The 24,952-nt window shown below is 60.7% G+C and carries 30 protein-coding genes and 1 pseudogene; 17 read left to right on the forward strand and 14 right to left on the reverse strand.

Translation table 11 applies throughout. From position 1 onward, the window contains the following. Together ACEK02_RS33120 and ACEK02_RS33125 are read left to right on the forward strand one after the other, a co-directional pair. Positions 1-659 (forward strand): phosphomethylpyrimidine synthase ThiC (locus tag ACEK02_RS33120; protein ID WP_371426135.1); only part of this gene is annotated, 659 nt, incomplete at its 5' end. 327 nt (positions 660-986) lie between these two features. Continuing rightward, complete coding sequence (locus tag ACEK02_RS33125; RefSeq protein WP_371426137.1) at positions 987-1,268, forward strand: helix-turn-helix domain-containing protein; 282 nt, start codon at positions 987-989, stop codon at positions 1,266-1,268. Positions 1,269-1,277: 9 nt separating this feature from the next. On the opposite strand, the gene ACEK02_RS33130 is transcribed toward ACEK02_RS33125, so the two are convergent. Continuing rightward, the gene (locus ACEK02_RS33130; protein WP_371426139.1) at positions 1,278-1,628 is read right to left on the reverse strand and encodes a hypothetical protein; all 351 of its coding nucleotides are present in this window, start codon (positions 1,626-1,628) and stop codon (positions 1,278-1,280) included. A 138-nt stretch (positions 1,629-1,766) separates the two neighbouring features. Here ACEK02_RS33130 and ACEK02_RS33135 point away from each other — a divergent pair, with 138 nt between their 5' ends. Beyond that, the gene (locus ACEK02_RS33135; RefSeq protein WP_371426141.1) at positions 1,767-2,147 is read left to right on the forward strand and encodes a RidA family protein; all 381 of its coding nucleotides are present in this window, start codon (positions 1,767-1,769) and stop codon (positions 2,145-2,147) included. A gap of 6 nt (positions 2,148-2,153) precedes the next feature. Here ACEK02_RS33135 and ACEK02_RS33140 read toward each other — a convergent pair whose 3' ends face one another. Then, on the reverse strand, positions 2,154-2,636 hold the full coding sequence (locus tag ACEK02_RS33140; protein ID WP_371426143.1) for a DUF2380 domain-containing protein: 483 nt from the start codon (positions 2,634-2,636) through the stop codon (positions 2,154-2,156). Between the two features lie 45 nt (positions 2,637-2,681). On the opposite strand from ACEK02_RS33140, the gene ACEK02_RS33145 reads away from it, so the two are divergent. Together ACEK02_RS33145 and ACEK02_RS33150 are read left to right on the forward strand one after the other, a co-directional pair. Then, complete coding sequence (locus tag ACEK02_RS33145) at positions 2,682-3,281, forward strand: collagen-like protein (RefSeq protein ID WP_371426145.1); 600 nt, start codon at positions 2,682-2,684, stop codon at positions 3,279-3,281. 281 nt (positions 3,282-3,562) lie between these two features. Next, complete coding sequence (locus ACEK02_RS33150) at positions 3,563-3,847, forward strand: hypothetical protein (protein WP_371426147.1); 285 nt, start codon at positions 3,563-3,565, stop codon at positions 3,845-3,847. A gap of 46 nt (positions 3,848-3,893) precedes the next feature. Here the strand turns inward: ACEK02_RS33150 and ACEK02_RS33155 are convergent, their stop codons facing one another. Both ACEK02_RS33155 and ACEK02_RS33160 read right to left on the reverse strand, forming a co-directional pair. After that, entirely contained in the window at positions 3,894-4,577 is a 684-nt protein-coding gene (locus ACEK02_RS33155) for a hypothetical protein (protein WP_371426149.1), read from the reverse strand. 84 nt (positions 4,578-4,661) lie between these two features. Beyond that, the gene (locus ACEK02_RS33160; protein ID WP_371426191.1) at positions 4,662-5,726 is read right to left on the reverse strand and encodes an alpha/beta fold hydrolase; all 1,065 of its coding nucleotides are present in this window, start codon (positions 5,724-5,726) and stop codon (positions 4,662-4,664) included. A 253-nt stretch (positions 5,727-5,979) separates the two neighbouring features. Between ACEK02_RS33160 and ACEK02_RS33165 the strand changes: the two are divergent. From ACEK02_RS33165 to ACEK02_RS33180, 4 genes and pseudogenes are all read left to right on the forward strand, one after another. Further along, positions 5,980-6,332, forward strand: a pseudogene (locus ACEK02_RS33165) (hypothetical protein). Between the two features lie 146 nt (positions 6,333-6,478). Next, a complete protein-coding gene (locus ACEK02_RS33170; protein ID WP_371426151.1) occupies positions 6,479-6,724 on the forward strand; it encodes a DUF2188 domain-containing protein in 246 nt (81 codons plus the stop codon). A gap of 344 nt (positions 6,725-7,068) precedes the next feature. Further along, on the forward strand, positions 7,069-7,674 hold the full coding sequence (locus tag ACEK02_RS33175) for a pyridoxamine 5'-phosphate oxidase family protein (protein WP_371426153.1): 606 nt from the start codon (positions 7,069-7,071) through the stop codon (positions 7,672-7,674). 122 nt (positions 7,675-7,796) lie between these two features. After that, positions 7,797-8,387: a hypothetical protein gene (locus ACEK02_RS33180; protein ID WP_371426155.1), complete on the forward strand. Its 591-nt coding sequence runs from the start codon at positions 7,797-7,799 to the stop codon at positions 8,385-8,387. Between the two features lie 22 nt (positions 8,388-8,409). Here ACEK02_RS33180 and bfr read toward each other — a convergent pair whose 3' ends face one another. After that, on the reverse strand, positions 8,410-8,895 hold the full coding sequence (gene bfr, locus ACEK02_RS33185) for a bacterioferritin (RefSeq protein ID WP_371426157.1): 486 nt from the start codon (positions 8,893-8,895) through the stop codon (positions 8,410-8,412). A gap of 150 nt (positions 8,896-9,045) precedes the next feature. Beyond that, positions 9,046-9,333 carry a bacterioferritin-associated ferredoxin gene (locus tag ACEK02_RS33190; RefSeq protein WP_371426159.1) on the reverse strand — a complete coding sequence of 96 codons (288 nt, stop codon included), beginning with the start codon at positions 9,331-9,333 and terminating at the stop codon, positions 9,046-9,048. Between the two features lie 372 nt (positions 9,334-9,705). Here ACEK02_RS33190 and ACEK02_RS33195 point away from each other — a divergent pair, with 372 nt between their 5' ends. Together ACEK02_RS33195 and ACEK02_RS33200 are read left to right on the forward strand one after the other, a co-directional pair. Beyond that, entirely contained in the window at positions 9,706-10,032 is a 327-nt protein-coding gene (locus ACEK02_RS33195; protein ID WP_371426161.1) for a hypothetical protein, read from the forward strand. 250 nt (positions 10,033-10,282) lie between these two features. Continuing rightward, on the forward strand, positions 10,283-10,579 hold the full coding sequence (locus ACEK02_RS33200; RefSeq protein WP_068732235.1) for a hypothetical protein: 297 nt from the start codon (positions 10,283-10,285) through the stop codon (positions 10,577-10,579). Positions 10,580-10,691: 112 nt separating this feature from the next. Here ACEK02_RS33200 and ACEK02_RS33205 read toward each other — a convergent pair whose 3' ends face one another. The 4 genes from ACEK02_RS33205 to ettA form a co-directional block, all read right to left on the reverse strand. Beyond that, complete coding sequence (locus ACEK02_RS33205; protein ID WP_371426163.1) at positions 10,692-11,915, reverse strand: lytic murein transglycosylase; 1,224 nt, start codon at positions 11,913-11,915, stop codon at positions 10,692-10,694. 26 nt (positions 11,916-11,941) lie between these two features. Next, positions 11,942-12,568, reverse strand: coding sequence for a TIGR00645 family protein (locus ACEK02_RS33210; protein WP_371426165.1), 627 nt, complete (start codon positions 12,566-12,568; stop codon positions 11,942-11,944). A 108-nt stretch (positions 12,569-12,676) separates the two neighbouring features. Beyond that, positions 12,677-13,447, reverse strand: a complete 771-nt coding sequence (gene tam / locus ACEK02_RS33215) for a trans-aconitate 2-methyltransferase (RefSeq protein WP_371426167.1) — start codon at positions 13,445-13,447, stop codon at positions 12,677-12,679. Between the two features lie 12 nt (positions 13,448-13,459). Continuing rightward, complete coding sequence (ettA, locus tag ACEK02_RS33220; protein ID WP_371426169.1) at positions 13,460-15,109, reverse strand: energy-dependent translational throttle protein EttA; 1,650 nt, start codon at positions 15,107-15,109, stop codon at positions 13,460-13,462. 231 nt (positions 15,110-15,340) lie between these two features. On the opposite strand from ettA, the gene ACEK02_RS33225 reads away from it, so the two are divergent. Both ACEK02_RS33225 and ACEK02_RS33230 read left to right on the forward strand, forming a co-directional pair. Further along, a complete protein-coding gene (locus ACEK02_RS33225; protein ID WP_371426171.1) occupies positions 15,341-15,547 on the forward strand; it encodes a hypothetical protein in 207 nt (68 codons plus the stop codon). Between the two features lie 115 nt (positions 15,548-15,662). Continuing rightward, positions 15,663-16,622 carry a D-2-hydroxyacid dehydrogenase family protein gene (locus ACEK02_RS33230; RefSeq protein WP_371426173.1) on the forward strand — a complete coding sequence of 320 codons (960 nt, stop codon included), beginning with the start codon at positions 15,663-15,665 and terminating at the stop codon, positions 16,620-16,622. Between the two features lie 80 nt (positions 16,623-16,702). Here ACEK02_RS33230 and ACEK02_RS33235 read toward each other — a convergent pair whose 3' ends face one another. Then, complete coding sequence (locus ACEK02_RS33235) at positions 16,703-17,899, reverse strand: L,D-transpeptidase family protein (protein WP_371426175.1); 1,197 nt, start codon at positions 17,897-17,899, stop codon at positions 16,703-16,705. 358 nt (positions 17,900-18,257) lie between these two features. Here ACEK02_RS33235 and ACEK02_RS33240 point away from each other — a divergent pair, with 358 nt between their 5' ends. Then, on the forward strand, positions 18,258-19,052 hold the full coding sequence (locus tag ACEK02_RS33240) for a hypothetical protein (RefSeq protein ID WP_371426177.1): 795 nt from the start codon (positions 18,258-18,260) through the stop codon (positions 19,050-19,052). 12 nt (positions 19,053-19,064) lie between these two features. Here ACEK02_RS33240 and sseA read toward each other — a convergent pair whose 3' ends face one another. The 3 genes from sseA to ACEK02_RS33255 all read right to left on the reverse strand — a co-directional run bounded on the left by sseA (position 19,065) and on the right by ACEK02_RS33255 (position 21,628). Continuing rightward, positions 19,065-19,922 (reverse strand): 3-mercaptopyruvate sulfurtransferase, encoded by an 858-nt coding sequence (gene sseA / locus ACEK02_RS33245; protein ID WP_371426179.1) that lies wholly within the window; start codon positions 19,920-19,922, stop codon positions 19,065-19,067. A 114-nt stretch (positions 19,923-20,036) separates the two neighbouring features. Next, the gene (locus ACEK02_RS33250) at positions 20,037-20,450 is read right to left on the reverse strand and encodes a rhodanese-like domain-containing protein (protein ID WP_371426181.1); all 414 of its coding nucleotides are present in this window, start codon (positions 20,448-20,450) and stop codon (positions 20,037-20,039) included. Beyond that, a complete protein-coding gene (locus tag ACEK02_RS33255; RefSeq protein WP_371426183.1) occupies positions 20,447-21,628 on the reverse strand; it encodes a VWA domain-containing protein in 1,182 nt (393 codons plus the stop codon). Before ACEK02_RS33255 ends, ACEK02_RS33250 begins: the two co-directional genes overlap by 4 nt. A gap of 304 nt (positions 21,629-21,932) precedes the next feature. Here ACEK02_RS33255 and ACEK02_RS33260 point away from each other — a divergent pair, with 304 nt between their 5' ends. The 3 genes from ACEK02_RS33260 to ACEK02_RS33270 all read left to right on the forward strand — a co-directional run. After that, on the forward strand, positions 21,933-23,849 hold the full coding sequence (locus tag ACEK02_RS33260) for a diguanylate cyclase (RefSeq protein ID WP_371426185.1): 1,917 nt from the start codon (positions 21,933-21,935) through the stop codon (positions 23,847-23,849). 202 nt (positions 23,850-24,051) lie between these two features. Then, positions 24,052-24,294, forward strand: a complete 243-nt coding sequence (locus ACEK02_RS33265) for a GlsB/YeaQ/YmgE family stress response membrane protein (protein WP_371426187.1) — start codon at positions 24,052-24,054, stop codon at positions 24,292-24,294. 93 nt (positions 24,295-24,387) lie between these two features. Next, on the forward strand, positions 24,388-24,952 hold a 565-nt coding region (locus ACEK02_RS33270; RefSeq protein WP_371426189.1), incomplete at its 3' end, for an AAA family ATPase.

Raw genomic sequence — 24,952 nt, forward strand, 5'->3', positions numbered from 1 at the left:
AGATCAAGATCAACATGGACAAGCAGCTCAAGGAATGCGGCGAAGCGCCGTTCTATACCCTCGGGCCTCTGACCACCGATATCGCGCCGGGCTACGACCACATCACCTCGGGCATCGGCGCCGCCATGATCGGCTGGTTCGGCTGTTCGATGCTTTGCTACGTGACGCCGAAGGAGCATCTCGGCCTGCCCAATCGCGACGACGTCAAGGTCGGCGTGATCACCTACAAGATCGCGGCGCATGCCTCGGATCTCGCCAAGGGTCATCCCGCCGCGCAGCTCCGCGACGACGCGCTTTCCCGCGCCCGCTTCGACTTCCGCTGGCAGGACCAGTTCAATCTCGGTCTCGATCCGGAAACCGCCGTCGCCTATCACGACGAGACGCTGCCGAAGGACGCCCACAAGGTCGCGCATTTCTGCTCGATGTGCGGACCGAAGTTCTGCTCGATGAAGATCACGCAGGACGTCCGCGACTATGCGGCGACCCTCGGCGACAACGAGAAGGCCGCGCTGAACCTCGGCGGCACGGCATCGATGGGCATGTCGATGAGTGGCGTGATCGAGGATGGCATGGCCAGCATGAGCCAGAAGTTCAAGGACATGGGCGAGCAGGTCTATGTCCAGGCCGAGGCGGTGAAGGCGAGCAACAAGGCGCTGTAAGCGTCGATTTTCCGCTCTGCCGGAATATTTGCGGAAAAGGCCGGGTAGCGTACCCGGCCTTTTTTGAATTTGGCTCAAAAAGGAAGAAGCTCGCTCTGTGCATTGTCGCTTTCGAACGACTTTCTCAGAATGCCGGGTTCCAAGACGCCAAGGGCGGACAAAGCGATTTTCTCGTTGCAAACCTCCGGGGATACATCCAACAGTACCCGTTCCTTAACCTTTCGTTAACCAATCGCGCCCACCCTGCCGCAACGTAACGGCTGGGGGCTGTTCGTTCTCGATGTTGTTGCTTCGCGCGACGAGGCAGGCGTTGATCGGGAGGTGCCGATGTCAGACCAGTCCTTTCACGATAGCCTCGATGACCCGTGCGACGACGCTTCCAGGGCATCCGATGTGCTCGCGCCTGCATCCGACCCCAGCGAGGTCGTGACAATGCTGATCGGCGCGACTGTTCACGAGGTCGAACGCGAGTTGATGCTGCAGACGCTGGCGCGCTGCGATGGCAACCGCACACATGCCGCCCGTGTGCTCGGCGTGTCGGTGCGCACCATGCGCAACAAGATCAAGCAGTATTCGGCAGACGGCGTCGATGTGCCGGCGCATGGATAGCTGATGGCGCTATTGCAGAAGCGCGCCGGTATCCAGCACCCATGTGGAGCCCTGTAGCCGGCCTTCGGTCTGCATCTCGACATCGACCAGATGCGCCTTCGGTTCAAAGCCGCGAATTTTGACGGTGAGCGGCGTGGTGAACTGCCATGCCGCGCGCGCCTGCAGCAGGTCTTCCTGATACGACCTCAGAGCTTTTGAATCGCCGGCTGTCTTCAGAGCCTGCCACTGCGCCAGTTTGGCGCGATCCTCGAACCAGATCGAATCCGGTTTCACCTGCATGGACGCCCCCAAGCGTATCTCGCCGGCATGCGCTGCGCTCGTGAGGGCCAACAAGGTCAGCAGCGCCAGATATGATTTCATATGTCGTCGCCCGTTACCGTGATGAGAGCATAAGTCGCCGCGGATCCCGTTCCGGTTCGACAGGACTCGGCAATTCGCGGGCGCACCGTGTACAGACCTGCTAGGCTGGCCCGACACACATGACCGCGAGGCTTGATCATGCCCATCCAGCACTTCCCGCCCCCTCCCGGAATCAAAGCGCCGCCGCTGTCCTATGCCGCGCGGGTCGGCGATCTCCTGTTCGTCTCCGGCATTCCCGGCTTCGACCCCAACGGCCAATTGCCGGAACAATTCGAGGCGCAATTCGGATTTGTGGTGCGCACGATCAAACGGGTGCTGAAGGATGCCGGTACCGACATCTCGCACCTCGTCAAGGTCAACGTTCTGCTGACGCGCGCGTCCGACGTGGCTGCGATGAATGCTCTGTATGCCGAAGCCTTCGGACCACCGCCTTATCCGGCGCGCACCACTTGCGTAGTTCATGCGCTGCCCAATCCGGCGATGCTGATCGAGATCGAGTGCGTGGCTTCGCTATCGTGACCATGCTCATCGGCCGGCCATCGCATCCGTCACCGTCTCGCTGACGAAATCGGCGGCCCGGCGGAAAGCTGTGTCCGTATCGCCGCGGAAGGTGACGGCGCGGCGCATCACCAGTTGCTCGCGCTCGACATCGAACAACTGCACCTCGCCCCATTGCACCAGCGTACTCATCTTGCGGATGCCGCCATAGACCAGGTAACGCGCGCCATCGCGGCGCGCTGCGGCGACGAGATCGTCGGGCGCCATGCTGACGGCCGTGCAGGCGGGCTGCGGACAGGCCGGGCGCACCACGCGGTAGTCGCGCTGTGCCAGCCCGTCGCGCAGCAGTGCAGCGAAGATGATCATGCGGTCGCGATGCTGCGCGGACTGGTCGGCCTCCTCGCCGGAAGTGTCGCTATAGTCGAAATCGGCCACCGCGACGGCGAGCTGTCCGGCAGCCGCGGCCGGCGCAGGTGCCCCCAGCAGCGGCGAATTGAAGCCGTCATCCATCCCCTGTTACAAGCGGCCGGACAGAATCAATACGGAGTGTGACCCGTGGCAAAAGAAACGATCAGCCAGACCGGACTGCGCGGCCCCCGCGGCGAACCGGGGCTTCCCGGACCGCAGGGCCATCCCGGGCGGCCGGGGCCGGAAGGCGCACAGGGCAAGCCGGGCCTGCCCGGCAAGGCCGGCGCCAATGGCAAGCCGGGGCCGCAGGGCAAGCGCGGCGAAGCAGGACCGCAGGGCAAGCCTGGCCCGAACGGAAAGGCTGGCGTCAACGGCAAGCCCGGCCCGATCGGGCCTCAAGGCAAGGCCGGACCGCAGGGACCACGGGGTGAACAGGGCCCTCAGGGCAAGCCGGGCGTGCAGGGCGAACCCGGGCCGCGCGGCGAGCAGGGTCCTCCCGGCACGCTGCCGACGCTCGAGCAGATCATGCCGTGGCTGCACATGGTGTTCGACGCCTGGGAAGACCACCGCCAGATGCGCCTGCGCGAAGCTCAGGAGCGCGAAGAGGCCCTGCTGCGGGAGCAGCAGGAAGCCGTCGAACGCGTCGCCGCGATGATCGAAGCCGACACCGCTGCAACCGATGAGCCGGCCGACGACAACGACGGCGAGAAGAAAAAGAAGAAGCGCAAGAAGAATAAAGACGACTGACACGTCGTCCATCAATGGCGTTCACCAGGCGGTATGGACATGGTTCATGCCGCCTTTTTCTTTGCCTGCCTAATCCGCTTCAGCGCGGCATGCATGAGTCCTGCTCCGGTGAATTGCGCTCGGCATCGGGGGCGCCGAGAACAACCGCGGCGGATCATTTCCAAAGCCTGCGCAATGCAATTGTCGCGACAGGATTGCACTACGATTGAATAGGTTGCGTGATTACAACATACATTCTACAATTGTAATTCATCTGACGCCTCCCATTGAAAGGACAGTAGATGCCCGACGAGATCGCCGAGCCCGCGCCCGCAGCGACCCCGCTTATCAGCAACGAACGTAAGGATCAGCTTGTCTTTCGCCTCGTTTACATTGGATTTCTTGTCAGTGGGGCAATCGCATTGCTGGTGATCGGTGGTGTGATCTTCATCGCGCTGCTGTCGGTTTCCCGTGGCGTCGATATGAAGATACCTGATGTTCTGGCCAATTGGGGCGGCGTGATCGTCGGCTTCTACTTCGGAGCATTCGTGACGCTGATCAAGGACTACATCAAGATCTCGGCTTAACAGACTCCGGCGGACGCAAGCTATCGTTCCCATGACCACGATACTGCTAGAGTTTATTCCACGTCAGGCCGTAAACACTTGCCTCCCCGCTTATCGTCTCACCGTCGCTAGAACTAACAGCCGCGCCAATCCGTTTTACTTCATTGCGTATCTTGCTCTTGATGTCCTCGGCCTGATTGCTTCTGTATCTGATTTCATATTGAACCCGGAGTTCGTAAACGCTCGAGATTTGATAGGCGTTCCCATTGGCAACTCCGGCGCGGACGCTTTCGGAGCATCCGGGCCCAAGATTGCTGTAAACAGCCTTCAACTGATCTGCCGAAAGTTCCAGCGTCGCCTGATCGACGACGCGGACGACGACACTCTCCGCGAAGGATGCGGTGAATGGCATAAGCAGATCGCGTTTGACAAAATCGGTAGGCAGCGTGACCGCGTCGCTCGCGAAGAAGCGATAGACAGCGGTTCGTATCGGCTTCAGCTCAACTTTCTCCGTTGAAAAAGTTGGCGTGCACAAGAAGCCAAGTTTGGTAGCGGTCACAGGTATCAAATTGGGGTTGAAATCCCGCCGATGAACGAAGCTCCCCGGTTGATAGGCGCTGGAGGCTGGGTCGATGGCAATGTAGCTCGATCGTGCCAGCACCCTGAGAACTTCTGAACGTATCGGGTCGTCAAAACCGGGCAAGACGACAAGCAGCCCTAGCGCAGTCAGAAATAAGCGCAATTTACCCATGGCAAGCCCCAGCACTGTCCCGCAACGACTTTAAGGCATCGCCGGATCAATGCAACCTCAAGGAGCAACCACGATCCTGCCTTCCTACATGGTCCGCTGCGGCGCGGTCTGTAGCAGTTCCTGAAGCTGCTGCTTGTAGAATTTCGCACCGCCCGTGGTGAGATGACCGCGGGTCTCGGTGCTTGCCGGGATCAACAACATCTTGGCATGTTTGATCCGCTTCAGCGCGCCGTCCATCAGCTCGGTCTCCGGCGGATTGCGCTCGTCATCCGCCGCGTTAATAGCAAGAACTACCGCTGCGATCTTTTCCAGACCCGCTGACGGATTGTAGTCGCGCGACGATTCCCACTGATAGATGAAGTCATTCGCATCGGCGGTGAACGGCGCCTTGAGCCGGTCATCGACATTCCTGTCGGCGGCCTCGCCGGTCGGCGCCAGCATCTGATAGGCCAGCGTGCCGCCGGCTGTCGCGACGCCATACATCACGCTGGCATATTTGATCATACCGGGCTGGGATGTGTAGTTGCCGGCCTTGTAATCGGGATCGGCGCGCACGGTCTCGATCATCATGCGCCGCATCATCCAGTTGCGCGCGCTCATTTCCGTAGGCTGTGATGCCATCGGCACCAGGGCGTCCATCGCATCGGGATATTTTGTGCCCCAGATCCAGGCATGCATGCCGCCCATGGAATTTCCGATCACCATCCGCACATGCTTGATGCCAAGCCCTTCGATCAGCAGCCGATGCTGCGCATCGACCATGTCGTCGTAATTGTATTTCGGAAATGCAGTCTTCATGCCGTCAGATGGTTTCGATGATTTACCGTGACCGAGCGCGTCGGGAATGATGATGTAGTATTTCGTGGCATCGAGCGGCTGGCCCGCACCGAATAACTCGCCTGCGAATGTTGGCGTCAGCATGCTCTGCGCCGAACCGCCGGTGCCGTGCAGCACCAGCACCGGCTGCCCCGTGGGCTCCCCGACTGTCGTATAATGGAGCTTCAACTCAGGCATCACATGACCGGTGTGAAACTTGAAATCCTTTGCAATCCAGTCGCCCTGTTTCGGCGCGGGATAATCCGCAGCGAAAGCCGCCACGGCAGCAAACGAAGCACAGGTCACAACGGCGACAGCGCACAATGCGCGCATCGAACAGCTCGGCATGGTCGTCCCCCGGCACGGCCATTTGGATCGGGCCGCTTTGCACAAATGCTAACACGACGGGCGGGCCACGGGACCAACAGATCGATACCGCAGCGCAGCGATCCCCACCTCGTCCAGCCGGGCATAATTTTTGGGCAGGCGTAGTCGCCATTGCTCGGGCTTAATCATCGCAAGAATCCGAGTCATCCCGTGCGGCACGTGGCGTCCGCGCGCGATGCAACACCGACGTGAGGTTCGCATGCGGGGAATGATTCAAGTCGCGCTGCTGGCGGGGTTCACGATGATGGCTGCGTCAGCGCATGCCATCGATCGCGGCCAGTTCAACGATGTACCCGACGATATCGCGCCTGGTTCAAGAGCGTCATCAGCCCCAACGGCGTGCCGTGTTGCGACATCTCCGACGGCCATCGCACCGAATACGATGTCCGCAATGGCGCCTATTGGGTACCGATCGACGGCTTATGGACGGAAGTGCCGACGCGGGCCGTGATCCGCGATCGCGGCAACCCGGTCGGCGAAGCCGTCGTCTGGTATGTGCGCCACCGCGGCGAGATCATCATCAGCTGTTTCGTTCCCGCTGATGCGGTGTGATGGCGATCACGAAACGGTGCCGGGGTGCGGCCTTGCAATCCACAGGAAATCGGGCGCTAGTTGAGATGACCGGGTGCGTCGTGCGTTAAGTCGCGCCAGCCTTTGACGTTGCCTATCGCAGGCATAGCAGGACAAGAGAGACTACCATGACGGAAGTGACCTATGTGATCGTCGAACATGATGGCGGCTGGGCCTATAAAGTAGGGCCCGTCTTCTCCGAGCCATATGCGACGCACGCACTCGCCACCGCAGCCGCCAAACGCGCCGCGGCCGAGCAGAGGGTACCCGGACGTACCGAGGTGATTTCCTACGAAGACGAGAAGGGCCAGTGGCATCAGGAAACGGCGTCAGGTAGCGATCGTCCGCAAACACGCATCGTGGACAAGCCCTGATCGCAGTTCAGCTTGAACCGCCCCGGAAAATGACGCATCGCGCGGCACCGGCCGCGCGATCATGCGTCGGATCATTGCCATCTTCCACATCGGCGCGGGCATCGCCCACGATTGGCGTTTCAGCCGGTGATCATTTGGTGAGGGCTGTATTATTTGGTGCCATCAATTGGCCCTGGCAACGCAAAGATGCCACGAATTCATAGCGAACGGGCCCAATAGTGTAGCAGCACGCACTGCGTCGTCATGCGGGGCCTCCAACGTCGGTCGCGGTGCCACCTGCGCGACTTTGCTGCAAAGTGCCACCATGCTAATTGATGCTATCAAATCGCACTGGGAGAACAGACGTGACCGACGTCGCCGCAGACGAACTCCGCACAATTTATCCAACTCCGCATCCGCGCGTGATCGCCAAGGCGCGACCGACGCTGGACATGCATTCGAGCAAGTTTATCTCGCTGTCGCCATTCTGCGTGCTTGCTTCCTCAGGCCCGGACGGCACTGTCGATGCCTCACCGCGCGGCGGCGGTGTCGGCTTCGTGCGGATCGCCTCACCCACCGAGTTGCATATGCCGGACCGGCCGGGCAACAACCGCATCGACACGTTCCAGAATCTGATGGCAGGCAACGGTCATGTGCAGCTGATTTTCTTCGTGCCGGGCATCGACGACACCCTGCGCGTCAGCGGCATCGCGAAGCTGGTGAAGGACCCGGAACTGATGGCGTCGATGGAAGAGTTCGGCAAGCTCCCGCGCGCGGTGTTGAGCATCACGGTGACCGAAGCCTATTTTCATTGCGGCAAGGCGCTGATGCGTTCGAAGCTTTGGTCGCCCGAGGTACAGGTGAAGCGCTCGGTGATGCCGAGCATCTCGGAGATGGTTCACGACCAGACCAAGCTCGGCGAGCCGATGACCCAGGAACAGATCGACGTCGCCTATCGTCAGCAGTTGTAACGTTTCGGCTTTCGACCTGATCGAAGGGCCAAGGCACTCGGGCTAAGGACGGCTTCATACACAACCATTATTGAGTTTATCAGCTTAAGGTTGTATATCTGGCAACGCTTGGGGAGAGCGTTGTGCGTGGCGTTGCGTTGATCCACTTGATGGCGGTCGCGGGCCTTGTCCTTGGCGGCTGCGTGCGTGATCCATTCGTAACGGAGCAGGATGAAACGCGCGCGGGCGAATGGCTGATCCCGCACCAGATCGATCGGGTCACCGGCGCCAAATTACCGAGTGCCTATGTCTTCGCCGAAGCGTCAAACAGCAATGTGGATTTCCCGCGGGTCTCGTCATTGCTGCTGACATGCATCGATGGCGCCCCGCTAATCCGCCTTGCCTTTGATTTCAAGATCGGCAGCAACCGCAACACGGTGCTGGGCTATCGCTTCGATGGAAAACCTGGTCACGACGACGTCGGCTCGCGGGTGGTGCGGGGAAACCAGATCATCGTCATCGAAGACAAGGCAGAGATCGCGACCTTCGTCAGCGAGCTGGCCGGCGCGAAGACACTCTATGTCCGGATCAGGTCGATCAACGGCGGCCGAACGGCTGTCGAATATCCGCTGGATGGATCGGCTATGGCGATCCGGGCGGCATTCTCCAAATGCGAGATGCCACAACCGCCCCTGCCGGAACAGGGGCGGGCAACATTGCTCGGCGTCTATTGATGCCGTCGCAGAAGTCTCAGGCTTAGAACTCGCTCTCGAGGCTACCCATATGCTTCTGGGTGTAGAGATCGATGCCGATCCGCTCGATCAGATCGAGCTGGGTTTCGAGGAAATCGATGTGACCTTCCTCATCCTTCATCAGCTGCTCGAACAGATCGCGGGAGACGTAATCCTTGACGCCGTGGCAATAGGTGGCGGCTTCTTCATAGAGCGTCCGAGCGCCGATTTCCGCGGCGAGATCGCATTCGATGATTTCCTTGACCGTCTGGCCGATACGCAACGGATCGAGCACCTGCATGTTCGGAAAACCGTCGAGGAACAGGATGCGGTCGGTAAAACGGTCCGCGTGGTTCATTTCTTCAATGGATTCCTTACGCCACATCTTGGCCATGTCGATCAGACCCCAGTGATTCAGGAGCCGGAAGTGCAGCCAATACTGGCTGATCGCGGTCAGCTCGCTGCGCAGGCCCTTGTTGAGGAATTCGATGACCTTCGGGTCGCCCTTCATGGTGTTCTCCTGTCTGCTGAACCCGTCCGAAACAGGCCCCGATCTGAATTTAGAATCCTTCTAAATCAGATTGGATGGCAGGACAACCCCTCTTTGCCCAATTCGGCGAGGAGCGCGGAAGAACGGGAAAGCTGTTGAAGTAATAAGCGCTTAGGCTGCCGCTTCGATCGAGGCAATATCAGCCAGCTTGATATGCGCATGAGTCTCGATGTGAGACTGTCCATGGGCCGCCGTATGCGGGCAGCCGGCACAGCAGGACTTGGCACAGGCGCCCAGCGCCTCGTCCATGATCTTCTTGATCGTCCTTACGCAGCGGCCGCATTGGGCGCTACAGCCCAGGCAACCATAGACCTGCCCTGGCGTACGCGGCGGACGCGTTCCGGCAACGGCACTACGGACATCATGGTCGGAGAAGACGTTGCAGGAACAAACAATCATGAGATGAAGGCGAGCTCTCAGGTCAGGACCCCTCTTGGATATGTAAGAGGCCGCCCCGATGCAAAAGGAAAACGCCGACTTTGAAGCTATTCCAAACTACTGATCGCATGGAGGAAATTGGAACGAATCTAAAATGAGATCGAGGGCCACGGTGATCGGACGGACGGTCTCTGTGATTGCAGTATCATGAAACCGGCTACAGCGCTGCCATATGCCTTTGACTGCTTATGGGCATGATTTTCGATGGCTTTTAACAGGAGATACCGGCCGAAGCGGCGCGGTCCCGTTCATTGATCATTCAAGTGAAGTATGAAACTTTTCGCGTCAGGCAGCGCTAATTACAGGCGAAGCCGATGTGAGAAAGAGGATGCCATGAAGAAAACCCTGATGGCCGTTGTAGCAGTGACCAGCCTCGCCTTTGCCGCTATGGCCCCGACATCGGCCAGCGCGCAGCACTGGCACGGACACGGCGGCGGTGCCGGCGTGGCCGCAGGTCTGATTGGCGGCGCCCTGCTTGGCGGCGCGATCGCTGCCGGTTCGGGATACTATGGTCCCGGCTATTACGGTCCCGGCTACGGCTATTATGGCCGCCCTGCTTATGTGGCCGGTCCCGGCTATTACGGCGACTGTTTCTGGCAGCGTCAGCGCTTCTGGGACGGTTACGGCTGGCGTATTCGCCGCGTCCGCGTTTGCGGCTGAGATCTTGCGATCTCCGAGATCATGTGATCTCCGAGATCATCAGATTTCCTGTCACGCATCGGAAACCTACATTTCCAGTGCGTGATGCTTGCAATGGCCCGAAAAAACCGCTTTTTCGGATCACTGACTGGCTAACGTTTACATCGAATTGACGGTTGGGCGCTTTTCTAAGTGAGACAGTCAGTTCGAATCGCAGCGTGAGTAGAGCTTTAACCGCGTCGCGTGCGGCGCCCTTCTGGAGAGACCTGAGATGAAGAAGACGATTTCCGCCCTGCTCGCCGCCGCGACAGTTGCCGGCTCGCTGGTCGCTGTTGCGCCTGCCGCGAAGGCCGATGGCGGCCGTATCGCCGCTGGCGTTGCCGGTGGCCTGATCGGTGGCGCTCTCCTTGGTGGCGCCATTGCAGCCAGCCGTCCGGCTCCGGCCTATGGCTACGGCTACGCCCCTGCCCCGGTTTATGTCGAGCCGGAATGCCGTGTCGTCCGCCAGCGCGTCTGGGACGAATATCGCGGTGTCTGGCGTTCGCGCCCGGTCGAAGTTTGCGATTGATCTGACCTGACTGTCGCGCAGCACTGCGCGGCGATCCACATTCAAAACCCGGCCGCTCACGCGGCCGGGTTTTTCGTTCAGTGACCGGATTTCGGGACGGCTTGATCTCGAATTATTTCGCGTTCATCGCGCGCAACACAGTCTCGCTCGGCCAGCAATCCACCTTGAGGCCCGCTGACTTCTGATAGGCGCCGAGCGCAGCGCGCGTCTTCATGCCGGCCTTGCCGTCCAGCTTGTCGGCGTAGAGGCCCAGGCTTGTGAGGTGCCGTTGCATTGCCTCGACATCGGTGCTGCGCAACTGGTTCGATGCCGACCACGGCGTCGCAAATGGCTGCGCATTGGCCATCCGGTCGCTGAGATGGCCGACGAACAGCACATAGAGATCGGAGAAATTGTATTCCTTGATGACGAAATAGTTCTTCGTCGTCAGGAAAGCCGGGCCATAGATGCCCTCCGGCTGCAGCAACGACGCGGGCTGCGCCTGCTCCGCCGCGCTGAGCTTCTCGCCACGGACCGGAATGAAGCCGGCACGAATCCACTCCCCGATCGGCCGGGTGACTTCCGGCACACCCATCGTACAGTCGGCATTGGCGGGCGCACGCACTTCATAGGCCCAGCGCAGACCGCGCTGCCAGCCCTTGTTGGTCAGCTGCTGCGCCGCGGATGCCAGCGCATCCGGCACCGACTTCCAGATATCGACGCGGCCGTCGCCGTCGAAATCGACACCGTGCTTGCTCAGTTCCGACGGCAGGAATTGTGTGAGGCCCGTCGCACCGCCCCAGGACACACGCAGATCCTTGCGCGTCACGTCGCCGCTCTCGATCAGCTTCAGTGCTGCGATGAACTCGCCGCGATACTGATCCTTGCGGCGACCGACATAGGCCTGCGTCGCCAGCACGCGAATGCCGTCATAGGGCAGCGCGTAGCGGCCATAGTCCGTCTCGCGTCCCCAGATCGCCAGGATGATCGTGCCGGGCACGCCAAAGCGCTGCTCGATGGCTGTGAGCGTCGCACGATACTTCTGCAGCAGGCGCTGTCCCTCGCCGGCCAGCCGGATGATGCTGGCTTCCTTCACATAGTCCGCAGGCACCTGCACGAACTCTGCCTGCGATGGCGAGCCGGTGGCAGGACGGCCAGGCAAAATGAGATCTGGCAGCTTGTAGTCAGGCTCCAGCCCGCGTGTGACCTCGTCGAAGGTCTTTCGCGAGACGCCGGCCTGCTGTGCCTCAGGCCATAGCGAGGCGATGAAGGCGGTGAAGCCGGCATCCGGCGCAGCGAGCGAGGGAACCGGCACAATCACCAGGCACAGGACGACGATGGCTGAAAGCGACCGCAATGTCGTCCATATGCCCGGTTTCACCTTCAATGCGCGTGGCCCCCATGGCCGTGCTTGCCGTAACCATTCTCTGCCGGATGCGGAGTGATGCCGTTCGAGAGCTTGTCGACATAGGCAATGCCGACGGCCGAGAGAATGAACACGATGTGGATGATGGTCTGCCACATCACGCCGGTTTCGGTGTAGTTCGTCGTGCGCGCGCTGGTGCTGCCGAGATTGCCGGCCTCGATGAAGGTGCGCAGCAGATGGATCGAGGAGATACCGATGATGGCCATCGCCAGCTTGATCTTCAGCACACTCGCATTGACGTGGCTGAGCCATTCGGGCTCATCCGGATGGCCGTTCAGATTGAGCCGCGACACGAAGGTCTCGTAACCGCCGACGATCACCATCACCAGCAGGTTGGAAATCATCACGACGTCGATCAGTCCCAGCACGACCAGCATGATCTGCTGTTCACTGAAGTCGAATGAGTGCGCGATGAGATGCCAGAGTTCCTTCAGGAACAGCACGACATAGACGCACTGCGCCACGATCAGGCCGATATAGAGCGGCAGCTGCAGCCAGCGCGAGCCAAAGATCAGCGTCGGAATCGGTCGCATCGCCACGCCTTTTCCTATGGGCGGCAATGGCGTTTCGGGCGTCATGGACATGGGGAGCTCGCTATGGGGTCGAATCGGAGTGCAATGGAAGCGCCGATCTTATAGCGGTGCGTTCTCGACGCGATGATGTCGTGAATGCGCGGCAACTGGCCGCATCAGCTATTTGACAGCAACGATGAAGATCCGCGGGAACTTCAGCAGAACCTTGCCATCCGCCTGCGGCAGATAGCTGGCGGCGATGCGGGCGGTATACTCAGCGATGTAGGCCTTGCGCTCCAGCGGCTCCAGCGGATCGACGAACGGACGCAATCCGGTGCCCTTCACCCATTCCACGATCGCGGCGGCATCGGCCAGGGCGTGATTGTAGACGGTGTGCCAGATTTCGACCCGCGAGCACAGCGGCTGCAATGCATCGTAATATGCACCAGGCTTCGGCAGCGAGTCACGCAGCTCTACGGCCTTCGAGAGCTGCTTGCGCCATGGTTCAAGATAGGCGACTTCGCGCATCAGGATATGCGAGGGCTCGTCAAGATTATCCGGCATCTGCACGGCCAGCACGCCGCCCGGAGGCAATGCACCGACCAGACGCTTCAGCTGCTTGATGTGATCCGGCACCCATTGAAACACGGCATTGGCAAACAGCACCTCGGTGCCGGCCGGCGCCACCCAGTGGGCGATATTGGCTTCGATGAATGTCTGCGCTGGCAGACGTTCCCGCGCCTGCCGCAACATATCGGCCGACGTATCGACACCGATGACCGACGCTTGCGGCCAGCGATTGACCAGAAGCTCCGTCGAATTGCCGGGCCCGCAGCCGATGTCGACGACCTTGCGGGCATCGACGAGCGGAATCTGCGCGAGCAGATCCCGTGCCGGCCTGGTTCGCTCATCCTCGAACTTCAGATACTGCTGCGCGCTCCAGTCGGCCATTTTGAGATCCTCTCAGCGCGTCAGTTTCTTGTATTTCACGCGATGGGGGATGATCGAATCCTGGCCGAGCCGGCGCATCTTGTCCTTCTCGTAGTCCTGGAAGTTGCCTTCGAACCATTCGACATGGCTGTCGCCTTCGAAGGCCAGGATATGCGTGGCGATACGATCGAGGAACCAGCGGTCATGGCTGATGATGACGGCGCAGCCGGCGAAATCCTCCAGCGCCTCTTCCAGCGCGCGCAGCGTATCGACGTCGAGGTCGTTGGTCGGTTCGTCGAGCAGCAGCACGTTGGCGCCCGACTTCAGCATCTTCGCGAGATGCACGCGGTTGCGTTCACCGCCTGAGAGCGCGCCGACCTTCTTCTGCTGGTCGGCGCCCTTGAAGTTGAAGGACGAGCAATAGCCGCGCGAATTCACCTCGCGCTTGCCGAGCAGGATCAGTTCGTTGCCGCCGGAAATCTCCTCCCAGACGGTCTTGTTGCCGTCGAGATTGTCGCGCGACTGGTCGACATAACCGAGATGCACGCTCTCGCCGACGGTGATGTCGCCCTTGTCAGGGGTTTCCTGCTTGGTGATCATCCGGAACAGCGTGGTCTTGCCCGCGCCATTGGGACCGATCACGCCGACGATACCGCCCGGTGGCAGCTTGAAGGTGAGATCGTCGATCAGCATGCGGTCACCGAAACCTTTGCTGAGGCCTTCGAAGTCGACGACGTTCTGGCCGAGCCGCTCGGCCACAGGAATCGTGATCTGCGCGGTCTGGGTCTGCTTCTCGCTGGCCTGCTTCAACAGGTCTTCGTAACGCTGGTAACGCGCCTTGGACTTGGCCTGACGCGCCTTGGGCGAAGAGGCGATCCATTCCTGCTCGCGGGCCAGCGTCTTCTGGTGCGCGGCGTCCTCGCGGCCTTCTTGCTCCAGCCGCTTCTGCTTCTGCACCAGCCACGACGAGTAGTTGCCTTCGTAGGGGATGCCCTTGCCGCGGTCGAGTTCGAGAATCCAACTGGTGACGTTGTCCAGGAAGTAGCGGTCGTGGGTTACGATCAGGATCGCGCCGGGATAGTTGCGCAGATGGCCTTCCAGCCACGACACCGACTCGGCGTCGAGATGGTTGGTCGGTTCGTCCAGCAGCAGCAGTTCGGGCGCATCGAGCAGCAGGCGGCACAGTGCGACACGGCGGCGTTCACCGCCTGAGAGCTTGGTGACATCGGAATCATCCGGCGGGCAGCGCAGCGCGTCCATCGCCTGGTCGACCTTGCTGTCGAGATCCCACAGGCCCTGGGCCTCGATCTCGTCCTGCAGCTTGGTCATCTCGTCGGCGGTCTCTTCCGAGTAGTTCATCGCCAGTTCGTTGTAGCGGTCGAGAATCGCCTTCTGCTTGGCGACACCGAGCATGACGTTCTCGCGCACGGTCAGAGCGGGGTCTAGCTGCGGTTCCTGCTCGAGATAGCCGACGCGCGCGCCCTGCGCGACCCAGGCCTCGCCGGTATATTCCTTGTCGAGGCCGGCCATGATCTTGAGCAGCGTCGACTTACCGGCGCCGTTGACGCCGAGCACGCCGATCTTGGCGTCCGGGTAGAACGACAAATGGACGTTATCCAGCACCTTGCGGGTCGGATAGGCCTTGGTCAGACCCTGCATGAAGTAGACGAATTGGCGAGCCATCGTGATCCTTGAAAACCGTCGCGGGCGTGAAAAATGGGTTGTCGCTGATGTAGCGGCGTGGCCCCGAAAGGGCAACCGGGGGCCTTAAGGATTTGGTAACTCTGCACTTCTCCAGAGTAGCCATTATGACAATTAAAACCGCTTTTTAACGACTTCCGCCAAGAGTGCTGGCAGGGCGATCAATCATGCCCCTTGCGACCGAAGTCGCGGGCAGACAGGCGGAGCCTCGTCATGGCGACCATTACATCAATCCCCTCTCCAGCCGCCGCCGAAACCCGTGCGGCACGCTCAGGCCTGCTCCACGAAATCCGGATGTTCTGGCAACTGTTCTTCGTCGCGGCCTTCGACCCCTACCGGCCGGAGCAGCACTACATGCGCGGCCCCGGCCCGGCCTGCCGCGCCAAGGACTCTTCCACGCCGGTCCCGCCCTCACATTAACCTGATCGCACTGCCGACGACGATGCAGACGCTTGCGCAGGTCCGCCAAGCGCGCAATGTGTCCATCTCCTGACGGCCGCAACTGCCGTCATCACCACACCGGATGGACGATCCCATGACGCGGCTGCGCTGTGCAATTCTCGACGACTACCAGAACGTGGCTTTGAAGCTCGGCGATTGGAGTACGCTTGGTGATCGCATCGATGTCACGGTGTTCGACAAGCCGTTCGCGTCGACGGAGGAGGCAGCCACGGCGCTGAAGGACTTCGAAATCGTCTGTGCCATGCGCGAGCGGACGCCATTTCCACGCGGAATGTTCGAGGCGCTGCCGAAACTCAAACTGCTGATCACCTCAGGCATGCGCAACGCCGCGATCGACTTTGAAGCCGCCAAGGCGCGTGACGTCACCGTCTGCGGCACAGCGATGGTGGGCAATCCGACAGCCGGCCTGACCATCGGGCTGATGCTGGAACTGACCCGCAAGATCGGCTTCGAAAACGCACGCATGAAGGCCGGCAAGCCCTGGCAGGTCACGATCGGCGAGGATATCGAGGGCAAGACGCTCGGGATCATTGGCCTCGGCAAGCTCGGCAGTCAGGTCGCCGGCATCGCCCGCGCGCTGGGCATGAAGACCATTGCCTGGAGCACCAATCTGACGCCCGAGACCTGCGAAAAAGCCGGCGTGACCTATGCCACCAAGGAACAACTATTCGCCACCGCCGATGTCATCACCATCCATCTGGTACTGAGTGATCGGTCGCGCGGGCTCGTTTCACGCGCGGATCTGGCGCGCATGAAGCACACGGCGTATCTCATCAATACGGCCCGCGGCCCGATTGTCGACGAAACCGCATTGCTTGAGACCCTGCAGGCCGGCAAGATTGCCGGCGCCGGCATCGACACCTATTCCCATGAGCCACTGCCGCTCGACAGCCCGCTGCGCAAGCTCGACAATGTCGTGATCACGCCGCATCTCGGCTATGTCACCGCGGAAAATTTCAGGCGCATCTATGCGGAAATGATCGAGGGCATCGGCGGCTGGTTGAACAACGCCCCCGTCCGCAAGCTCAACTGAGGCAAGCTTTCACAGCGCAAAACAAAACGGGCGCCGTGTGATCACACGGCGCCCGTTTTGTTGAAATCAGCAGGAGGAAATCAGCGAATGCTGACCGGAGCCGGCAGCGGCTGAACCGATGTCGGCTGGGTGCCGGCCAGCGGCGCTGGAGCGGCGCTGGCGCTTGGACCGGGCGCCGGCTGCGCAGAGGCGGTCGTCGCCGGAGCCTTGGCCGGCATCACTACCACGCGGGTACCGACCTTGACGCGCTCGAACAGATCCGAGACGTCGTCGTTCAGCATGCCGAAACAGCCGGAGGACACCGATTTGCCGATGGTCGACGGCTGGTTGGTACCATGGATACGATACACGGTGGAGCCGAGATACATCGCGCGGGCGCCGAGCGGATTGCCTTCGCCGCCGGCCATGAAGCGCGGCAGATAAGGCTGGCGCTCGATCATCTCGGTCGGCGGATGCCAATCCGGCCACTCCGCCTTGCGGGTGATCTTCTGCACACCGTTCCAGGTGAAGCCGTCGCGGCCCACACGGACGCCATAGCGCATCGCGCGGTTGTTACCGAGCACATAGTACAAATAGTAGTTCGGCGTATCGACGACGATGGTGCCCGGGGGCTCCTTCGTCACGAAATTGACTTCCTGCCGGCGAAATTGCGGCGGCAGCTGCGCCGGACCGGTTTCCGGCTGATCTTCCGGAGGCAGCGAAGCCACCATCACGGAACTGCCATTGGCGCCCAGACCCTGTCCCTGAACGGAGCCGGTCATAGGCGCACCCTGCCCGCCCACGCCTTCAGGTGGACGCACTGTGCCATCGCCGTTGCCACGGTTCGAATAGACCACCGCCGGCGGCGCCATCGGGCGGCCGTAGCGCGGATCGTCGGGCGACATCACGGGACCCTGAGGCATTGCGCGATCAGAATAAACCGGGGCAGCACCGGCCGGACGGCCATAGCGCGGATCGTCCGGAGACATCACCGGACCCTGGGGCGCAACGCCCGGCGCGGACAGCCCGGTCATCGGCCGGCCACCGCGTGACGGCGGCGCATCCTCCTCGTCAAGCGAATCGAAATCCGGCATGGCATCCAGCGCGCGATCGGCGCGCGACGCGGCGGGGTAACCCCCCGGCGGATAATTGGGATCGGCAGGAATTGAATAGCCGCTTGGCGAGCCGACGGGATAACCCTGTGCGACCGCAAGCGAATGACCCGCGACGCTGCTGAGAGCCACGGTCGCCACTGTCACCAGAAGACGCTTGGTCGTCAAAACACGCTTGGTCATCATCGCCCTTGTATAAGCTCAAGCAAAAACCGGAACATGCTGTCAGATCGCGCAGGATAGCGGCGCATTCAAGACAATTCCGGAAAAAAGCTTCCCATTTCGGTCATATTCGCGAGATCACACGGCGGCGTGGCCATCTTGCCTCACCCCTGTTGCAATCACGGTCCGGGAACGCGCCATTTGTTGTGCATCTCACTTTTTAACAAACGGTTCCTGAGGCCGTGCGTTATCCTCAAATGGACGTGATTCGCGACGCTTTGGCGGCAACCGATGCTGCGGAACGGGTCACTGCCAGTATTGTCACCGCGTTCCCATCGTTCGAGAGCCTTCCACGGTCTGTCCGAAGGCGGAACTGCCATTCATGCTTCCGGGTTTCCGATTCCTGTTCGCAGCCGTCCTGCTCACAGTCTCGTTGGTGGTCTTCGGCCTTGGCGCCGCAGCCCTGCTGCGCTCTGCCCATCAGGAATTCGCGACCATTCCGATCGGACGACCGCCGGCATCGCCCGTCTTTGCCCAGCAACCCGTCGAAGCTCCGCCGACGCTGGCCATGCTGCGTGTGACACCCGCCCCCGCCCCGGAAGTTGCCACGCCGCCAGAGGGACCCGTGACAGCGGCGGCCGAACAAGCTCCCCTCATCGCTGCGCCTGCCGAGCCGGAAAAAACGGCCCCGGCTGAGACGGTCGCGGCCCTGTCGACGCAGGCTGCACCCGCAACCACCGTCTCGGTGGCAACGCCCAAGCCTGAAATTGCAACCACCCCGGACGCGGCAAAGACCGAACAGCAAGAGCCTGTAGCGACCGTTGCCGCTGCGCCGGCCCCCGCTGTCGAACCGGTGATCACCCCTGCCCCGGCACTCGCTGTTGCTGCACCAGCCGCCACCGCAGAGGTGGAAGCGACACCAACGGCGCCGCAGCCGACGGCCACGCTCACCGATGACGACGTGAAATTATCGTCGACGAAAATCGCGACGCTTGGCGGACCGCCGGTCGACACCGGGCCTGTGCCGCTACCAAAAGCGAAGCCCACTGCAGAGCCGATCAAGAAGGTCGTGAAGAAGCGCGTCGTCGTCGTCAAAAAGCGGCGCGTGGCGGCCAGACCTGTTGCCGCCGCAGCAGCGCAGCCAACAGATCCGTTCGGATTACCCGTGTCGCGTTGACGGCGCTTCGGCCTATGCCGGGCCGGTTGCGACCGGCGGTCCGTCCGGCCGTCCCCATTCGGACCACGAACCGTCATAGAGCGCCGAACCGCGCACGCCAAGACGATAGAGCGCGAGCGTGAGCACGGCCGCGGACACACCCGAGCCGCATGTGGTGACGATAGGCTTGTCGAGCTCAAGACCCGTGCCGGCGAAGGCTTTCCGCAATTCGTCGATCGGCTTCATCGTCCCGGTCGCAGCATCAAACAACAGATTGTAAGGCAGATTGCGGCTGCCGGGGATGTGACCGGAGCGAATGCCCGCGCGCGGTTCAGGGACACTTCCCTCGAAGCGGTTGGCGGCGCGCGCATCGATCAATTGCTCTTTGCGCGAATCCAGATTGGCAACGACCTGCGCCTTGCTGCGGACATACGACTTGTCGAGCGTGGCGCTGAACGTGCCGGGCTTTGGTGACGCTTTGCCGGTTTCCGTCGCACGACCTTCGGCCTTCCACTTCTTCAGGCCGCCATCAAGCACTTTCACATTGGTGTGGCCGTAGGAGAGGAACATCCACCACGCCCGCGGCGCTGCGACCCAGCCGCCGGCGTCATAGACGACAACCGTGTCATCAGACGAAATGCCGAGCGCGCTGATGTCGCGAGCGAACTGCGCAGCGTCCGGATACATATGCGGCAGATCGACGGAATGGTCGGAGATCGCATCGACATCGAAGAACACCGCGCCGGGAATATGTGCCGCAAGATAATCATCGATCGGCAGCGGCAGAACACCGGGCATCTTGAACGACGCATCGATGACCTTGACCTTGGGATCGTCGAGATGCGCGGCCAGCCATTCGGTGGAGACGAGAGGATCGGTGCCGGATGTCATGATGTCGTTCCTGCTTTGCCCATTCCCGGGTGTCATTGCCGGACTTGATCCGACAATCCATCTCTTCGGAAAGAAAGATGGGCACGCCGGTCAAGCCCGCGTGTGACGACGGTATTATGATTTCGCCTTCGGCTCGACCTTCTCGACCGCACCGCCGGCATTGCGCCAGGCGGTGAAGCCGCCGCCCAGATGCGCCACCGGCTTCAGTCCCATGTCGGCCGCGGTCTTGGCGGCAAGGGCCGAGCGCCAGCCACTGGCGCAATGGAAGATGAACTTCTTGTCTTCCTGAAAGATCGGCTTGCCATAGGGGCTTTCCGGATCAATCCAGAATTCCAGCATGCCGCGCGTGCAGGAGAACGAGCCGGGGATCTTGCCTTCGCGTTCGATCTCGCGGGGATCGCGGATATCGACGATGACGACGTCAGAGCTCTGCGCAGCCTTCATCACGTCTTCGACGCTCATCGTCTCGATCTGCTTGTTGGCTTCATCGAGCAACGCCTTGTATCCGCGGGTAATCGTCTGGGTCATGCTTTTCGCACCAGTTCCTTCATTGCACCTTCGAGACCTTCAATGGTCAGCGGGTACATCCGCTCCGAGAACAACCGACGAATGATCGTGGTGGACTCCGAATAATCCCAGTGCCGTTTGGCAACTGGATTGAGCCACACCGTGTTCGGATAAGTCTGCGTGATACGCTCCAGCCAGACCGAGCCGGATTCCTCGTTCACATGCTCGACGGAACCGCCAGGCACCATGATCTCGTAAGGCGACATCGAGGCGTCGCCGACAAACACTACTTTGTAGTCGTGGGCGTATTTGTGCAGCACGTCCCAGGTCGGGGTGCGGTCGGTAAAGCGGCGCTTGTTCTGCTTCCACACGCCCTCATAGAGGCAATTGTGGAAGTAGAAATACTCCATGTGCTTGAATTCGCTCTTCGCCGCGGAGAACAGTTCCTCGACCTGCTCGATATGCGAATCCATGGATCCGCCGATATCAAAGAACACCAGCACCTTGACCGCGTTGCGGCGCTCCGGGCGCATATGCACGTCGAGGTAGCCGTGGTTCGCAGTTTCGCGGATGGTCGTGTCGAGATCGAGTTCGTCGGGCGCGCCGGTGCGGGCAAACTTGCGCAGACGGCGCAACGCCACCTTGATGTTGCGGATGCCAAGCTCGACATTGCCGTCGAGGTCCTTGAACTCGCGCTTGTCCCAGACCTTCACGGCACGTCGGTGGCGGCTTTTCTCCTGACCGATGCGGATGCCTTCAGGATTATAGCCTTCGGCGCCAAACGGCGAGGTCCCGGCTGTGCCTATCCATTTGTTGCCGCCCTGATGACGCTCCTTCTGCTCCTCAAGACGCTTCCGCAGGGTTTCCATGAGCTTGTCCCAGCCCATGGCCTCGATCTGCTTCTTCTCTTCCTCGGTAAGATATTTCTCGGCGAGCTTCTTCAGCCACTCGGCCGGAATCTCCGCCTTCTCCATGGCATCGAGCAGGCTTTCCAGCCCCTTGAAGACCGTGCCGAACACCCGATCGAACTTGTCGAGATTGCGCTCGTCCTTCACCAGCGCTGCACGGGACAGATAGTAGAAATTCTCTACCGACTGATCCGCGAGGTCAGCGTCGAGCGCCTCCATTAGCGTGAGATATTCGCGCAGGGTCACCGGGACCTGCGCATCGCGTAGCGATGTGAAGAATTGCAAGAACATGATTGACAGATTGCCCGACCACCCGCGCCCGTCAAGGGCCGGATGCGGTAGAAGCCTACACAGCTCCGTGGCGCGCTATCGCGGCGCACATCCGAAATAAGCGAGATTTGTCAGCCAAACCCGACCGAATTCCGCGCCGCGGCATGGTAAAGCAATCGCTTTTCGGATTGCTGGTATTTGTTTCAACAATTCCGGCGTCAGTAACCACGCAACGCGGTGTCACGCCATCGACGGGCATTCTTAGCTATCGTGAAAGCAACGGCGGCCATGGTGATGGCCTGTTTTGCAGTCAACGTAGAAACGAATGACCGTGCCCACGACAACGACCAGCAGTTCACCGAGCCGGCTCTCCGCGCCGGGCGTGATCGTCACGCTGTTCGTGCTGGCGATGAGCGCATGCGTGCTCGGGCTTGTGGTCTGGAAGGCGCTCGATGCCCGCGAAACCGTACTGGCGCAAAGCGAGACCGATAGTCGAAACCTCGCACATTCGCTGGTCGAACATGCCTCGCATACGATACAGGCCGTCGATGTCGCCATGAGCGGGATGGCGGATCTGCTGAAATACCAAGACCCGCTACCGAATCGCTTCAACAGGTTTCTGGCCAATACCGCCAACGCGCTGCCACAGCTGCGCGAAATCGGTGTATTCGATACGCTCGGCAACTGGCGTTATTCCTCGCTGCCGGAAACGCCCACGCATAATAATGCCGACCGCGACTATTTCATCTATCATCGCGACCACACCGACTCCAATATCAGGATCAACGCACCCATCACGTCGCGGCTAACCGACCGCACGTCGATCATCCTGTCGAAGCGGATCGACGGCCCCGATGGCAGCTTCAAGGGCGTGCTGACGGGCGCAATCGACACCCAGTACTTCAGCGATTTCTACAAGACATTCCAGATCGGCGAGAGCGGCGGCATCAGCCTGATCCGAAGCGACGGCACGCTGCTGATTCACTGGCCATCGATGGAGGTTGGGAAGGACCTTTCCGGAACCGAGCTCATTCAGACCCGTGTGAAACAGAGTCTGACCGGCTTCTACAAGATCGATTCGCCGTTCGACGGTATCACCAAATATTTCAGCTACGAGCAAACCACGCAGTACCCGCTGATCGTCACGGTCGCGATTCCGGAGGATCAGGTGCTGGCGATATGGAAGAGCAATCTGCTCTCCGACGTTATCGTTGCTTCAGTCCTGCTCTGCACCGTGATTCTGCTCGCCGCACTGCTATCGACCCAGTTTCGCTTCCGCCTCAACATGGAAAATACGCTCCGCGAGCGGGAGTCCCGCTATCGCCTGCTCGCCGACAACATCGCTGATGTCATCATTCTGCTCGATCGCTTCGGGACCATCGTCTTTGTCTCGCACTCGGTCGAATTCGTTTTGGGGCACAATCCGAAAGATCTGCTCGGGCGCTCCTGCTTCGAACTGGTGCACCCGGAGGATGTCGAGGCCGTAAAGGCGGCCAGCGCGCAACTGAAAGATCTCACGGCGAACCGCACCGTGGTTTTTCGGACTTATCGTGACGACCATTCACTCGCTTGGGTGGAGGTTAACTTCAAACTGGCCACCCGCGAGATCGATCGCGACAAGGTCGAAATCGTCGGCGTGCTACGCGATGTGACCTTGCGCAAGAGCATGCAGGACGAGTTGACGTCGTTGAATACAAAGCTCGCCGAACTCGCGACCACTGACGGGCTGACGGGGCTCGCCAACCGCCGCACGCTCGACGGCTTTCTGCGCCGTACCTATGAGCAACATGAACAGATGTCGGTGCTGCTGATCGATGTTGACAACTTCAAGGGCTACAATGACAGCAACGGCCACCAGGCTGGCGACGCCTGCCTGAAACGCGTCGCGGCGGTCATTGCTGATGCCACGATCAATACACCGGCATTGTCCGCGCGCTATGGCGGCGAGGAATTTGCCATCGTTTTGCCGGACATATCCGAGGCCGACGCGATCACAATCGCGGAAGCCCTGCGTCTTCGGGTCAGGGCATTGGAGATTCCCAATACGGCATCAACCCGCGGCCACCTCTCGATCAGCGTCGGCGTTGCCAGCCGGAACAGCCTAACCTCGAACGAAGCCGTCCTGGTCGGTGAAGCCGACCTTGCGCTTTACGAGGCCAAACGGCGGGGCCGCGATTGTGTCGTGGCCAGTTCAGCGCTGGAACGCGAATATTTCAGCGCCGGATTTTCGAACAACAGCTAGGCCGCCAATTTCCGCCCGGCATTTCCCCGCCATGATATGTTCTTCGTCATCGCAAAAGGTCCGGCGAAGTGCCCGGAATGGTGGCTGGACCTGACCAATAATTCAATTAAACTTCGCCCGGAAACGTGCCGTTGGCCAAATTGGCCGACGGCTCAACATAACCAGGATGGCGCCCCCGGTGTCGCCCGCGAAGGATTGATCCATGGGTATTCTCGCAGCATTGCTGATCGGTGCCATTGCCGGCTGGTTGGCCGGGTTGATCGTTCGTGGCGCCGGCTTCGGCCTGCTCGGCAATATCGTGATCGGCATCATCGGCGCGCTGGTCGCCGGCTGGCTGCTGCCTCGCCTCGGGGTGAGCCTTGGCGTCGGGGCGATCCGCGACATCGTCAACGCCACCATCGGTGCGGTGGTCGTGCTCGTCATCCTCTCGCTGATCAGGCGCTAACCTCTCATCCAGACATTCTGCGATCGCCGACCGCGATCCCCACATTCCGGCGGCACGCCGCCGTGCGACAAGAAGAACAAGGCAAATAACTCCATGAAATTTACCGGCACCGAAAACTATGTCGCGACCGACGATCTCAAGGTCGCCGTCAATGCCGCCATCGTGCTTGAACGCCCGCTGCTCGTGAAGGGCGAACCGGGCACCGGCAAAACCGTATTGGCTGAAGAAGTCGCCAAGGCGCTGGGCGCACCGCTGCTGACCTGGCACATCAAGTCGACCACAAAGGCGCAGCAGGGCCTGTACGAATACGATGCGGTCTCGCGCCTGCGCGACAGCCAGCTCGGCGATCCCCGCGTCTCGGATATCGGCAACTACATCAAGCGCGGCAAGCTATGGGAAGCCTTTACCCACGCCGAGCGACCGGTGCTGCTGATCGACGAAATCGACAAGGCTGATATCGAATTCCCGAACGATCTGCTGCTCGAACTCGACCGCATGGAATTCCATGTCTATGAGACCGGCGAGACCATCAAGGCGGCGAAACGCCCGATCGTGATGATCACCTCGAACAACGAGAAGGAATTGCCCGACGCGTTCCTGCGTCGTTGCTTCTTCCACTACATCAAGTTCCCCGACATCGACACCATGAACCAGATCG

This window comes from Tardiphaga sp., assembly GCF_041424195.1.
Lineage (GTDB): Bacteria > Pseudomonadota > Alphaproteobacteria > Rhizobiales > Xanthobacteraceae > Tardiphaga.